Source organism: Clostridium sp. CX1, from assembly GCF_025398335.1.
Taxonomy (GTDB): domain Bacteria; phylum Bacillota; class Clostridia; order Clostridiales; family Clostridiaceae; genus Clostridium_AM; species Clostridium_AM tanneri.
In genome coordinates this window covers 192,209-205,880 of the sequence record NZ_JAODOO010000003.1, presented here as the reverse complement: position 1 = coordinate 205,880, position 13,672 = coordinate 192,209, and the positions used below count along the sequence as shown (strand labels likewise).

Sequence of the window (13,672 nt, the reverse complement as noted above, 5' to 3'; positions counted from 1 at the left end):
CCTTTTTTCCTACAATGCTATTATACTATACAGCTGTTAATTTTTATATGATAGCTTACTTAATTATTATATTTGTGTCATTTATTAAATATAATAATTAAGTTAAATCATTAGTAAATATTTGTTTAAAGTAGTATATAATTAGAATTAGAAATTGGAATAAAAGACATCTTTATCTCTTATTTTCAATTTTTAATTCTGGACAGTTGGAGGTATAAATCATGAAATCTGAGATTATTTGTGTTGGAACAGAACTTTTACTAGGAGATATAGTAAATACTAATGCTCAATTTTTATCAAGAAGGTTGGCTGACTTAGGTTTTTCTATTTACCATCAATCTGTAGTTGGTGATAACACAGAAAGACTAAAGAAAGAATTAGAAGAATCCTTTAACAGAGCAGATCTAATAATTACCACTGGAGGTCTTGGTCCTACTCCTGATGACCTTACTAAAGAAACTGGAGCCGAATATTTTAACAAGAAAATGATAATAGATAAGAATTCCCTAGATAAGCTTAACTCCTACTTTTTAAAGAATGGTAAAGGAGAAATAAAAGGCGGTAATATGAAGCAGGCTTACTTTCCTGAAGGAGCAATTATTTTCCCAAATGACTATGGTACAGCTCCTGGCTGTGCTATAGAGGAAAATGGTAAGGTTCTTATTGTCTTGCCAGGACCTCCTAAAGAAATGAAACCTATGTTTGAGAATTATGTAATTCCCTTTCTAAAAAAATATAGTAATGGGGTTTTAAGCTCTAAAATCTTAAGAATCTGCGGCATAGGAGAGGGTATTATGGCTGAGCAAATTTCTGATATTATAAATCACAGTACCAATCCTACAGTTGCCCCCTATGCTAAGGAATGGGAAGTTACGTTAAGAATTACTGCTAAAGCAGATACAGAAGAAAGTGCATCTAAACTTATCGCCCCAACAGAAGAAGAAATTCGCAGAAGACTAGGTGACAATATCTACGGTGAAGGAGAAACCTCTCTTGAAGAGGTTATAGCTAAACTTCTTATTTCTAAGAAACTTACTATATCTACTGCCGAATCCTGTACTGGTGGCCTAATAGCATCAAAGCTTGTAAACTACCCTGGAGTTTCTTCAGTCTTTATGGAAGGTGCTGTTACATATAGCAATTATGCTAAAATGAACCGTCTAAATGTAAAAGAAGAAACCTTAGAAAAGTTTGGAGCTGTCAGTGAAGAAACTGCTAAAGAGATGGCAGAGGGTATCGCTAAAACCTCTGGAACGACTATAGGGTTATCTACTACTGGTGTAGCAGGTCCAGGCGGCGGCACTGATGAAAAACCAGTAGGGCTAGTCTATATAGGCCTTTATATCAACGGAAATGTTCAAGCTAAGAAACTTGAGTTTTCTGGAAGCAGAGATATGATTAGAAGAAGAACTACCATAACTGCACTAGATTGGCTGAGAAGAGAGCTTATCAAATAGTAAAAAATTGAAAATAGAGGATTTTTATAAGACTGCTCCTAAAAAACCCTCTATTTTCTGCTTAAACTCTCGCTACTCCCATTTCTCTAGCTATTCTTTTTACTTCTTCAGTTACAGAAGCACAGACTCTTTTATCAAAAACACCTGGAATAATGTAGTCTTCTCTCAATTCTTCATCATCAATTAAGTTAGCAATTCCTCTTGCAGCAGCTAATTTCATTTCATCATTTATTACTTTAGACCTTACTTCTAACGCTCCCCTAAATATTCCCGGGAACACCAATACATTATTTATTTGATTTGCAAAATCTGAGCGTCCAGTAGCAATTACTCTTACTCCTGCCTCTTTTGCAACATCTGGCATAATTTCTGGTGTTGGATTAGCCATTGCAAATACTATACTGTCTTTGCTCATTGAACTTGCCATTTGCTTTGTAAGAGCTCCTGCTGCAGAAACTCCTATGAATACATCCTTACCTTTAATTACATCCTTTAATGAACCTTCTTCTTTATCTCTGTTGGTAACCTCTGCAATTTCCTTTTGAGCTTGGTTTAAATCTTTATTCCCCTCTACTAATGCTCCTGCTTTATCACACATTATTATATTCTTTGCTCCTGCCTTAAGTAGAAGTTTGCATATTGCAATTCCTGCAGAACCAGCTCCATTTATAACGATTTTTAAATCTTCTAGTTCTTTCTTAATAAGCCTTGCTGCATTATATAGACCAGCAAGTACCACAATTGCAGTTCCATGTTGATCATCGTGAAAGACTGGGATGTCCAACTCTTTTTTTAACGTTTCCTCTATATAAAAACATTCCGGCGCCTTTATATCTTCTAGGTTTATCCCTCCAAAAGTAGGTGCTATAAGCTTTACAGTTCTAATTATATCTTCAGGGTCTTCACTATCTATACATATTGGAAAAGCATCTATTCCCCCAAATTCCTTAAATAACAATGCCTTTCCTTCCATAACAGGTAGTCCAGCTCCAGCACCAATGTTTCCAAGCCCAAGAACAGCTGTCCCATTTGTAACTACAGCTACAGTGTTTGCTTTAATAGTGTAATCATACATAGCATTATTATCTGCTGCTATCTCTAAGCATGGTTCTGCAACTCCTGGAGTGTATGCTATAGATAAATCTTCTCTTGTTTTTAATTCTACCTTGCTTTTGATTTCTAACTTTCCCTTATTCTCCTTATGTACTCTTAGTGCTTCTTCTCTAATGTTCATTAATGTTTCTCCCCTCTATAGTTTTTTAAAATTTTATCCACATTTATAATTAAACTTTATCCACATATTCAGAATAGAAAAATATACTTTGGGGGATAACTAGATCCCCCAATACTATTTTTTCTCTTCAACTAAGTTATTAAAAAACTCACAATAAGGTGCAACAGGGCAATTATCACAGTTAGGTCTTCTTGCCTTACATATTTGCCTTCCATGCCATATTAAATAATGATGGGTATCACTCCACATATCTCTAGGTATGTTTTCCATAAGTCCTTTTTCCACTGCATCAGGAGTATTCCCCTTAGAAATTCCCAGTCTATTTGATACCCTAAATACATGAGTATCCACAGCAATAGCAGGTACTCCAAAGGCATTAGACAGTACTACATTTGCAGTTTTTCTTCCAACGCCAGGCAGTTTTATAAGTTCCTCCATAGTATTTGGTACTTCTCCATTATGTTCTTTTAGTATAGTTCTAGTTGCACCTAATATATTCTTACTCTTGTTTTTATAAAATCCGCAACTCCTAATCTTCTCACCTAGTTCCTCTTCTGTAAGAGATATAACTTTTTCTGGAGTATTGTACTCTTTATATAATTCCTCTGTAACTTGGTTGACTCTTACATCAGTACATTGTGCTGATAATATAGTAGAAACTAATAATTCATAAGGAGAATTAAAATTAAGAGCACATTTCGCCTCTGGATAGGTTTCGCTTAATATCTTTACTACCTCTTCTATGTTTTCTTTTTTCAACCATATCACCTACGCTATTTTTTTATTATATTATTTAATAATAATTTTACCATAGAAACAACCTAATACTACAAAATTCATCATAAAAACAAAAAATGTTCTTATGTTTTATATTGTAACACAAGAACATATCTATTTATTCTTAGCTTCTTAATTTAAAGAAATAACTTACTTATAGACTCCCCTATACTCTTCCGGTAAAAGTTCAGCAATTCTTTTCATCAAAAAGTCTGTGGCTCTATCTTCATACTCTCTTTTATCTTCTTCTTTATCTTTCTCTGGTAAGATTACCTGCTTTCCAACATTTATAGTAACCTTAGCATTTTGAAATTTTTCCTGACCCATATCCTTCTCATTAATAGGCAGTAGCTTTTCACTTCCATATATCCCAAGAGGAATAATAGATGCCTTAGTTAACTTTTGTATTAACACTACTCCTTTTTTTGCTTTAATCAAACTACCTGTTCTACTTCTTGTTCCCTCTGGGAATATAAGCACATTGTTGCCATTCTTTAATGTTTTTACAATCCTAGATATAGCATCTTTATCTGCAGAGTTAGGTTTTATAGTTATCGTCTTTGTAATATTCACTCCTATACTTGTTAGAGGGTTATCTGATAGTTTAGCCCCAGCCACAAAGGTTATATCTTTATCCTTAAATACCTTATTCAGGACTAACCCATCTGAATTACTTAAGTGATTACATATGAACAATATAGGGTTGTTTACATCTCTTAAGTTTTCCATTCCCCTAACTTCAATATCAGCATATTGTTTTAAGTATCTATCTACAATTCTCTTAGACAGATATTCAACTAATCCTTTAGGAAGATAGCCTATAATCTTGGCCACTCCAGGAGAAATCATAATAATGCCCACCTTTCATTATATAAATACTAAGTTTAATATATAATTAAAGCCTATCACTTATCAAATAAAATGTATAATACAAAAATATACTTTACTATATAAATTATAATTTGAAAAGCTCTAAAAGTCTATTATAATAATTTTTAACATAAGGCGAGCCAATTTCCTTTGGCTTTAAATCTTTATTTAAAGCCATTGCATTAATCAACGCATTTCTCTGAAGTATGTTTTTCCCCCTCCATCCACAGGAGGTTCCGCTATACTTCTCCTTAAATACTTTTTTATCTATATTTATAAGTTCCTCTAGGTTAACCTTATCCATAAAGTCCTTTGGCCTAAATTCTTCTATGGTAGAAAAAGCAGCATTTTTATTATAGGGACAAACTCTTTGACAAGTATCACAGCCGAACATTCTACCCTTTAGCTTAGAAAACCACTCTTCTTCTATGTCTTTCTTCTGAGTTATATAAGAAAGACATATGTTAGGTTTATTTTCATTTTTGATAGCACCTGTAGGACAACTAACTTTACACAATTGACAGTCCCCGCATTTATTTTCTAAAGGCCTATCACTTTCTATCTCTAGATTTGTAATTATCTCTCCCAAGAATATATAGGAACCATATTTTTCCGTAATAAGAAGATTATTTTTACCTATAAAGCCTACTCCAGATTGAGCTGCAATATATCTTTCCGGCAGCGAATTGCTATCTACAAAATAAATAGCTTTCCCTCCTAGACTCTCTATAAAGCTGCATATACTTTTTAGATAGCCAGAAACAACAAGGTGATAATCCTTTCCTCTTGTGTATTTAGAGAAGCTTATTATTTCTTTAAAATCGCTGTCAAATAAATATGGGAAAGCAATAGAAATTATTGTTTTCCCGTCTTCCATGTATAAAAAAGGATTTATTCTTTTTTCTATATTCTCTTCTTCAAACTCATTCTCCAGTTTTCTTTCTTTTCTATCTTGAAGGTAGTACTCTAGTTCACTAAAAATTCTACATTCAGTGAATCCAACAATATCTAAACCTAATTTGCTGCAGTAACTTAATACTTCTGATTTATAATTCAATGTAATCACCACGCTTTTTACAATAAAGGAATCAGTGTTATTAAATAAAATAGTTCAGGTTTTTATTCTATTTCAATTATATCATATCACCATCTCATTGTAGATACTCTTTTTTCTTCCTTTATAATCCTTTATTTCTATTACAGCTGGAGCAGAATTTCTGTGTATAATCTTTGCTGGTATTCCAACTGCAGTACAGTCAGAAGGCACATTTTTTAAAACCACTGAATTAGCGCCAATCTTAACATTGTCTTCAATAACTATAGGTCCTAAAACTTTAGCACCGCTTCCTATTACAACATTATTCCCTACAGTAGGATGTCTCTTTCCAGTGTCCTTTCCAGTACCTCCTAAGGTTACTCCATGATACAAGGTTACGTTATCTCCAATTTCTGCTGTTTCCCCGATAACTACACCCATACCGTGATCTATAAATAATCCCTTTCCTATAGTTGCACCAGGGTGTATTTCTATACCTGTAAAAAATCTAGCGATTTGTGATATTAATCTAGCCATAAAAAAAGCTTTTCTTTTATAAAAAAAGTTAGATATTCTGTATGCAATTAATGCGTGTATACAAGGATATAGAAGGAATACTTCTATTGGATTTCTTGCCGCCGGGTCATTTTTCATAGCACTTTTTAAATCATAAGCTAATAATTTAAATGGATTTTTCATAACTCTATCCCCCTAATCAACTTAATGGTGGGTCTAAATTTTAGACCCACAGTTTTTTTAAACTAGTCATATAATCCCATTGATAAATACTTTTCTCCTCCATCCGGTGCAACAGTAACTACCTTTTTACCTTTTCCAAGTTCTTTTGCTACTTTTATCGCTGCCGCTATGTTAGCGCCAGAGGATATGCCAACTAATATACCTTCTTCTGTTCCCATAAGTCTTGCATATTCAAAAGCTTCTTCATCTGATATAGTCATAACTTTATCTATTAATTCCTTTTTGTATATATCAGGTACGAACCCTGCTCCTATACCTTGTATTTTGTGAGGGCCAGCCTGACCTCCTGATATAACTGGGGACTTTTCTGGCTCTACTGCTATAACCTTTATATTCTCATTATGCTTCTTTAGGTTGCCACCAACTCCAGATATAGTTCCGCCAGTACCAACTCCTACTACGAAAACATCTAAATCTTCTACATCCTTTAATATTTCATTAGCAGTAGTTTCATAGTGTTTTAATGGATTTGCTTCATTTGTGAACTGCTGTGGTATAAAGTATCCTTCTTTACCATCACCTATTTCTAGTGCTTTTTCTATTGCACCTTTCATACCCTTTACACCATCAGTAAGAACAAGCTCTGCTCCGTAAGCCTTCATCATAGCTCTTCTTTCCACGCTCATAGTTTCTGGCATAACTATTATTACCTTATAGCCTTTTAATTTTCCTATCATCGCAAGAGCTATTCCTGTATTACCACTAGTTGGCTCAACTAGTGTATCGCCTGGCTTTATAAGTCCTTCCTTTTCAGCTTTTTCTATCATTCCAAGAGCTGCCCTATCCTTAACGCTTCCACCTGGATTAAATTTTTCTAGCTTTACATATACCTCTGCCATATTTTCATCTACCATATTTTTAAGTTTTAATAAAGGTGTTCCACCTATCATATCTAATGCGTTATAAAATATCATTTTACTACCTCCAATTTTAATTTTATAATTATAATTCCCTATTTTGACGTCAAAAAACCCCGTCTCTAAAATTTTAGAGACGGGGTGTAATCCGCGGTTCCACTCTAATTAGATTCTAATATTACTTAAAATCTCAACTCACCTTTCAAGCACAGCGCTATGCTCTACCACTGTAACGGGTGGTCCCGATGTAGCCTACTTAGTTCGGTACATAACTCCAAAGGGCACTTCACATAAAATTCGTTTAGAAACCTCCCAGCAAATGGTTCCCTCTCTGCAAAACTCTTTTTAAGTTACTTTCCTTTTTCAAAGTATTTCTGAGTGTTTTACTATGAATTGTATATTAATATTATATATAATAGCTTTCTAATTTGTCAATATATTTTTAATACTTTATTAAATAAATAATCCCACCATTATAGGTGAGATTATTATCACTTAAATCCATATTAATTTCTAGATTTCTATCTACAAAATCTATGCTTTCCTATAACTTTAATAAGTGGTCTGGACCATATCCATTTGTTAGTTGATGTAGCTGGATTAAAGTAATACACCGCACCACCAGAAGGATCCCATCCATTTAAAGCATCTCGTGCAGCATTTATGGAGTTCTGTTCCATATTGGCATGTATTTGACCATCTACTACTGCTGTAAAAGCTCCTGGTTGATAAACAACCCCTGCTATGGTACTTGGAAATCTAGAATCTCTCGTTCTGTTCAAAATTACTGCACCTACTGCTACCTGCCCTTCATAAGGTTCTCCTCTTGCCTCTCCATTTATGGCTCTTGCAAGAAGCATTACATCTTGGTTATTTGTAGTGTACTTGCCAGGATTAGAGTTATTTGTAGTACTCGCCTGATTGGCAGCATATTGACCTGCATTAATTCCTAAGGCATTAAGAGTTCGATCTCCAGCTATTCCATCTACAGCTAAACCATGCTTTGCTTGAAAACTTCTCACACCAGTATAGGTTCTATAACCGTATATAGCATCTAAATCTCCATCATAATATCCCCAAGCCTTAAGTCTCCTTTGTATCTCTAACACAATATTTCCTCTATCGCCATAATTATATGCTATAGCCCTCGCTGCATTATTATAAGGAGCTACACCTATAGATGTGATAATGTATGTAATCATAATAGCAAGTACGCATACTATTTCCTTCTTGAACTTAGCAACCTTCTTCTTCATAGAAACACTCCTTACTATAGTATAAGATTATGATTTCATCCTTCAGACTTAGTGTGCGCACAAAACAGTAAAAAATACACTTAAAGCTGTAATATGAATATTGGATTTATAATAGAAAAATACAACAAATAAAAATAGAATTGAATTGAGCTCTACTAGTTTTACTTGTAAATCCCAATCCAATTCTACTATAACAATAGGTTAATTTTTAATTATATAAAATTCGAAGCAAAAGCTATAATTGTTAACGCTATTATAAGTACTACTGTTGACTTCGCTATAAAGTTTTGTACTGTACTGTTAACATGGCTCCCCATAACTTCTACATCATTCACTAGACTTATCATAAATATTAATACTATAGGACATAATATACCAGCTAATTGCTGAGTAACTAAAATTATATTAATTAACGATATACCAGGTATAAGTACTATTAACCCACTTACAACAATCATAAATAGAAATAATCCAAAGAACACTGGTGCTTCTTTTATCTTGTTATCCATTCCACTTTCAAAGCCAAAGGCTTCACATATTGCATAAGCAGTACTTAATGGTATTATGCAACAAGCTAAAAGTGATGCTCCGAAAAGCCCTATTCCAAATAGAACAAAGGAATAGTTACCAGCTAAAGGACCAAGGGCTGCTGCTGCATCCTGTGCAGTATCTATACTTATCCCAGCTTTAAACAAGGTCTCAGCTGTACACACCGTTATAAATAGAGCTATAAGCACACCAAAAATGGTACCAATATAAACGTCTAATTTTTCATAACTATATTCTTTTATTGATATACCTTTATCTACAATAGAGGATTGTAAGTAAAACTGCATATAAGGAGTTATAGTTGTACCTACCATTCCTATAAGCACTAAAAAATATCCCTTATCTAACTTAGCCTTTGGAGTTACTATACTTGTAAATACATGACTCCAATCAGGCTTTACAAGAAAAGCAGTTACAATATAACTAACAAAAGTAATAGTAAGCGCTAGAAATATTTTTTCCGCCCTTGAGTAATCCCCTCTTGTTAGTAAAAACCATATAAAAACTGTAAGTATTGGAATTGATATATATTTGCTTATACTAAACAGCTCTAAACTAGCTGCTATCCCTGCAAAATCCCCTATACATACACCTAAGTTTGCTATAAGTAAGGTAACCATGGCAAAGAAAGCCCACTTTACGCCATATCTTTCTCTTATTAGATCTGAAAGCCCTTTACCTGTAACTACCGCCATTCTTGCATTCATTTCCTGAATCACTGCAAGCCCTATGGCAATTACTAAAAGTCCCCAAAGCATAGAATATCCATAATGAGCACCGATTACTGAGTATGTAGTAACTCCACCGGCATCATTGCCGGCATTAGCAGTAATGAGTCCTGGTCCTATTATACTCAGCATTAATAATAATCTGTTTTTATTTTTCAACACCTTCTACCTTCTTCCTATCCTACCTTTTTAAATCTTTTTCTCCAAGTTGGTATTAGTATGTCCTCGACTATGTCACTCATAATCACTATACCACAGAGCCTTTCTTTATCATCTATAACAGGAAGGGAAAGAAGATCGTATTTAACACTCATTTCAATTGCATCATCTACATTCTCACTATCTTTTATTCTCGCTATGTTTTCAAACATGATCTCTCTTAACTTACTCTCAGGATTAGAAAGCAAAAGATCTTTAAGCGATACTACTCCCTGCAGCCTCTCTTGCTCATCTACAATGTATATATAATGAGACACCTCATCCTCTGGCTTTATTTCTCTCAAAAGTTCAATTGTTTCTTGAACAGTTATACTTATATTAAAAGATATAAAATCCTTATTCATTATGCTTCCAACAGTCTCCTCTTCATAATTCATAAGAGATCTAATTTCATCTGCATCTTCTTTTTCCATATCGAATAGAATTTTTTCTGCAGTTTCTTCGTCTACTTCATCCAATATATCCGCAATTTCATCATTAGGCATATTCTCTAAAAGTTCTTCTCTTTTTTCCTTGCTTAAGTTTTCTAAAATATCTACTTGAATATCTGGCTCTATTTCTTCTAAAATGTCCGCAGCAAAGTCTTCATCTAAACTTTCAAAAACCTTTTTTCTGTAGTTTATATCCATATCTTCAAGAATATCCGCTAAATCTGCTGGATGAAGCTTTGATAGTTTTTTGTAAGGAACAGATAGCTTTAAGTTAGCATTTACCATTTCAAGAGATTCTACATTGTCCCACACTATAAGACTGTCATCTGGCATCTTGTGAAAAAACTTATAACAACTCTTTACTAGTTTTTCCACCCCAAGTCTTCTTCCAAGGGCGAGAACGCCAGCATCTACCGCTACAACTCTATATTCACCTGCTATTTCTGCAATTCTCAAATCATTAACCCTTACAAGCTTTTTACCATTTATATCAACAATCTGTCTATCTAACAAGTGTTTAGATAAAGCATAAGAATATTTTTGGAGAATTATTTCTCTGACTCCTTCTCCTTTGACAATAATCTTATCATCTTCCTCGTAGACAACAATATTTTTAAATTCGCAATTAATTAATTCTCCATCCTTTTTAATCTGATAGCCTATAGCCCTCGGAAAACCGCCTTCAGTACTTACATAGACATCACAAAGCTTTCCTATAGGCTCATTGAATTCATCATAAATCTTTCTATAGAGAACTTTACTTAAGAAGAAACTGGACAACTTTTTCATAAATATTCCTCCTTCTCAATATAGAGGAATATTTGCAACAATGATAAGAAATACCGGAAATGAATAAAACTAAAAGGTTAAACTTCTTTATCTATTGAACATAAATGTTCCCCTATATAATCCATTATTTAATTTTTCTCTGAAACATAATCGACCACTAATAGGGCCAGCATCCATTTAACCACACCACCTATATAAAAATAAAAAGAGCCTAACAAGGCTCCCATTATAAACTAAAACTTGTTGTAGTCCGAGTTTTAGCACTATACAGCTTTAGACTTATTAAAGTCCAGCTACATTAAGTAAAACCTTGATTTCGGTAGTACCTGTTGACCCATTGGCATCTCTCGATGTTTCCGGGCAGTAGCGTATATCCATATAGGAGCCTCACCTAACATTCATAAAAAATTTTCAAATTCCTTTTACATAATTATTATATTACAAATTCGCTAAAATGCAACTATAAAATACTATATTTATTTAAATTTAACCTTTACAATATGTTATTTCTATATTCTTTCAATTTACTTCTGATTTTGCAGAATTTTATTCATTTTCTCATAGTTGTGCTATATTATAAATATTTACTTTCAGTAGTTGGAAATCTAATATTAATATGAAGATTACTTTCTTTATTCTCTAAGAAAAGTTTTCCCTTTAGCTTATTAAACAAAACTCTGTTAACATGTTTTTTTCATAAAAGACGCTGTCCTAGAGTTTTAATTTAACTTTATATTTCCCTTTCATTATGCTAATATATAATGTACTCTAAACTTTATAAGAATGGAGAATTCAAATGCAAATAAATAATAAATTTTTACCTGTAAGTAAACAAGAGCTAAAAGCTCAAGGAATAGAACAATTAGATTTTATACTTATCACTGGAGATGCTTATGTTGATCATCCTTCCTTTGGTACTGCAATCATTTCTAGGATTTTAGAAAGCGAGGGCTTTACAGTAGGGATAATAGCTCAACCAGATTGGAATAACGTTGAAGAATTCAGAAGACTTGGCAAGCCGAAACATGCCTTTTTGATAAATTCAGGAAACATTGACTCTATGGTAAATCACTATACTGCTTCTAAAAAGAAAAGAAGTGATGACCTTTACTCACCAGGAGGAGAAGGTGGGCACAGACCGGATAGAGCAGTTATTGTGTACTGTAATAAAGCCAGGGAGGCTTACAAAGATGTGCCAATTATAATTGGTGGAATAGAAGCAAGTCTTAGAAGATTTGCCCACTATGATTACTGGGATAACAAAGTGAGAAGAAGTATTCTTTTAGATTCAAAGGCGGATCTTTTAATATATGGTATGGGAGAGAAGACTATTGTACAAATAGCTAATCTTCTTAAGTACGGAATGAATGTTAGCAAAATTACAGATGTAAGAGGTACTGTATACTCAGTTAAGGATTTAGATTCTTTAAGGAATTTCGTAGAAGTTCCTTCTTTTGAAGAAGTTTCTAAAGATAAAGATGCCTATGCTGAAAGTTATAAACTTGAATATTATGAGCAAGATGCTATTAGAGGAAAAACCTTAGTACAAAAACATGGAGATAGATATGTAGTTCAAACTCCACCTCAGTTCCCTCTTACGCAAGAGGAAATGGATATGGTATATAATTTACCTTATGCAAGAACTTATCATCCAATGTATGAAGCTAAAGGCGGTATACCGGCGATAAAAGAGGTTAGTTTCTCTGTAACTAGTCATAGAGGTTGCTATGGTGGTTGTTCTTTCTGTGCTCTTACCTTTCATCAGGGAAGAACAATTCAAAACAGAAGTCAAAGCTCTATCTTAGATGAAATAAAGCTTATGACAACCTTAGATGATTTTAAAGGTTATATACATGACATAGGTGGGCCAACTGCAAACTTTAGACATAAAGCCTGCAAAATCCAGGAGACTGCAGGGGTATGTAAGAATAAACAATGTCTTTCACCTAAGCCTTGTAAAAACCTTATTGTAGATCATAAAGAATACTTAAGTCTATTAAGGCAAGCTAGGGAACTTCCTGGAGTTAAGAAGGTATTTATTCGTTCTGGAATAAGATATGATTATCTTACTTACGATAAAAACCCTCAATTTTTAGAAGAACTTTGTAAACATCACATAAGTGGTCAGCTTAAGGTAGCACCAGAACATGTAAGTGATAAAGTTCTAAAACAAATGGGTAAACCTACCAGAGAAGTCTATGATAGGTTTACAAAAAAGTATTTTGAGGCAAATAAGAAGTTAAAGAAAAACCAATTTCTTGTTCCTTACCTAATGTCCAGTCATCCAGGCAGTGATTTGCACGCTGCTATAGAACTTGCTCAATACATTAAAAGTATGGGATATACTCCAGAACAGGTTCAGGATTTCTACCCTACACCAGGTAGCTTATCTACTACAATGTACTATACAGGTATTAATCCTCTAACTGGTGAAAAAGTCTATGTACCAAAGGAACAAAAGGAAAAGAATATGCAAAGAGCTCTTATGCAGTTTTCCGTTCCTGAGAACTACAAACTTGTAAAAGAGGCCTTAATTAAAGCTGGAAGAGAAGATCTAATAGGCAGAGGGAAAGATTGCTTAATTCCTGAGAATCCTCCAAGACTTAAAAATCGAGGCAATAGTAAGTTTAGTGGTAAAACTAGCAGTAACCATAATAAGAAAAAACATTAAAACAATAAGGGAGATTTTCTATGCTCAGTTATAGAAAAT

Annotated in this window: 11 protein-coding genes, 1 riboswitch and 1 other annotated feature; of the genes, 2 read left to right on the top strand and 9 right to left on the bottom strand. The window is 33.6% G+C overall.

All coding sequences use genetic code 11. The annotated features are described in order from the left end of the window. Positions 1 to 221 precede the first annotated feature (221 nt). On the top strand, positions 222 to 1,457 hold the full coding sequence (locus tag N4T77_RS04630; protein WP_261670572.1) for a competence/damage-inducible protein A: 1,236 nt from the start codon (positions 222 to 224) through the stop codon (positions 1,455 to 1,457). Positions 1,458 to 1,518: 61 nt separating this feature from the next. On the opposite strand, the gene N4T77_RS04625 is transcribed toward N4T77_RS04630, so the two are convergent. The 9 genes from N4T77_RS04625 to N4T77_RS04585 form a co-directional block, all read right to left on the bottom strand. Beyond that, positions 1,519 to 2,691: an NADP-dependent malic enzyme gene (locus N4T77_RS04625; protein WP_261670571.1), complete on the bottom strand. Its 1,173-nt coding sequence runs from the start codon at positions 2,689 to 2,691 to the stop codon at positions 1,519 to 1,521. Positions 2,692 to 2,805: 114 nt separating this feature from the next. Then, positions 2,806 to 3,450 carry an endonuclease III gene (gene nth, locus N4T77_RS04620; protein ID WP_261670570.1) on the bottom strand — a complete coding sequence of 215 codons (645 nt, stop codon included), beginning with the start codon at positions 3,448 to 3,450 and terminating at the stop codon, positions 2,806 to 2,808. A 168-nt stretch (positions 3,451 to 3,618) separates the two neighbouring features. Next, positions 3,619 to 4,317: a 1-acyl-sn-glycerol-3-phosphate acyltransferase gene (locus tag N4T77_RS04615; RefSeq protein ID WP_261670569.1), complete on the bottom strand. Its 699-nt coding sequence runs from the start codon at positions 4,315 to 4,317 to the stop codon at positions 3,619 to 3,621. Positions 4,318 to 4,423: 106 nt separating this feature from the next. Continuing rightward, the gene (gene queG, locus N4T77_RS04610; protein ID WP_261670568.1) at positions 4,424 to 5,395 is read right to left on the bottom strand and encodes a tRNA epoxyqueuosine(34) reductase QueG; all 972 of its coding nucleotides are present in this window, start codon (positions 5,393 to 5,395) and stop codon (positions 4,424 to 4,426) included. Positions 5,396 to 5,476: 81 nt separating this feature from the next. After that, the gene (gene epsC, locus N4T77_RS04605) at positions 5,477 to 6,073 is read right to left on the bottom strand and encodes a serine O-acetyltransferase EpsC (RefSeq protein ID WP_261670567.1); all 597 of its coding nucleotides are present in this window, start codon (positions 6,071 to 6,073) and stop codon (positions 5,477 to 5,479) included. A 62-nt stretch (positions 6,074 to 6,135) separates the two neighbouring features. Further along, entirely contained in the window at positions 6,136 to 7,047 is a 912-nt protein-coding gene (gene cysK / locus N4T77_RS04600; protein ID WP_261670566.1) for a cysteine synthase A, read from the bottom strand. 72 nt (positions 7,048 to 7,119) lie between these two features. Beyond that, positions 7,120 to 7,366: a binding site (T-box leader), on the bottom strand. Between the two features lie 145 nt (positions 7,367 to 7,511). After that, positions 7,512 to 8,246, bottom strand: coding sequence for a spore cortex-lytic enzyme (gene sleB, locus N4T77_RS04595; protein WP_261670565.1), 735 nt, complete (start codon positions 8,244 to 8,246; stop codon positions 7,512 to 7,514). 212 nt (positions 8,247 to 8,458) lie between these two features. Next, a complete protein-coding gene (locus N4T77_RS04590) occupies positions 8,459 to 9,655 on the bottom strand; it encodes an Nramp family divalent metal transporter (RefSeq protein WP_261670564.1) in 1,197 nt (398 codons plus the stop codon). Positions 9,656 to 9,699: 44 nt separating this feature from the next. After that, the gene (locus N4T77_RS04585) at positions 9,700 to 10,962 is read right to left on the bottom strand and encodes a magnesium transporter (protein WP_261670563.1); all 1,263 of its coding nucleotides are present in this window, start codon (positions 10,960 to 10,962) and stop codon (positions 9,700 to 9,702) included. A 234-nt stretch (positions 10,963 to 11,196) separates the two neighbouring features. Then, a riboswitch (M-box (ykoK) riboswitch) is annotated at positions 11,197 to 11,368 on the bottom strand. A gap of 390 nt (positions 11,369 to 11,758) precedes the next feature. Here N4T77_RS04585 and N4T77_RS04580 point away from each other — a divergent pair. Next, entirely contained in the window at positions 11,759 to 13,633 is a 1,875-nt protein-coding gene (locus N4T77_RS04580) for a YgiQ family radical SAM protein (RefSeq protein ID WP_261670562.1), read from the top strand. Positions 13,634 to 13,672: the final 39 nt, after the last annotated feature.

Excerpts from the sequence above, each read along its gene's own strand:
- N4T77_RS04630 (WP_261670572.1), top strand. The coding sequence starts at position 222 with ATGAAATCTGAGATTATTTGTGTTGGAACAGAACTTTTACTAGGAGAT.
- N4T77_RS04625 (WP_261670571.1), bottom strand. The coding sequence starts at position 2,691 with ATGAACATTAGAGAAGAAGCACTAAGAGTACATAAGGAGAATAAGGGA.
- N4T77_RS04615 (WP_261670569.1), bottom strand. The coding sequence starts at position 4,317 with ATGATTTCTCCTGGAGTGGCCAAGATTATAGGCTATCTTCCTAAAGGA.
- epsC (WP_261670567.1), bottom strand. The coding sequence starts at position 6,073 with ATGAAAAATCCATTTAAATTATTAGCTTATGATTTAAAAAGTGCTATG.
- cysK (WP_261670566.1), bottom strand. The coding sequence starts at position 7,047 with ATGATATTTTATAACGCATTAGATATGATAGGTGGAACACCTTTATTA.
- sleB (WP_261670565.1), bottom strand. The coding sequence starts at position 8,246 with ATGAAGAAGAAGGTTGCTAAGTTCAAGAAGGAAATAGTATGCGTACTT.
- N4T77_RS04590 (WP_261670564.1), bottom strand. The coding sequence starts at position 9,655 with ATGCTGAGTATAATAGGACCAGGACTCATTACTGCTAATGCCGGCAAT.
- N4T77_RS04585 (WP_261670563.1), bottom strand. The coding sequence starts at position 10,962 with ATGAAAAAGTTGTCCAGTTTCTTCTTAAGTAAAGTTCTCTATAGAAAG.
- N4T77_RS04580 (WP_261670562.1), top strand. The coding sequence starts at position 11,759 with ATGCAAATAAATAATAAATTTTTACCTGTAAGTAAACAAGAGCTAAAA.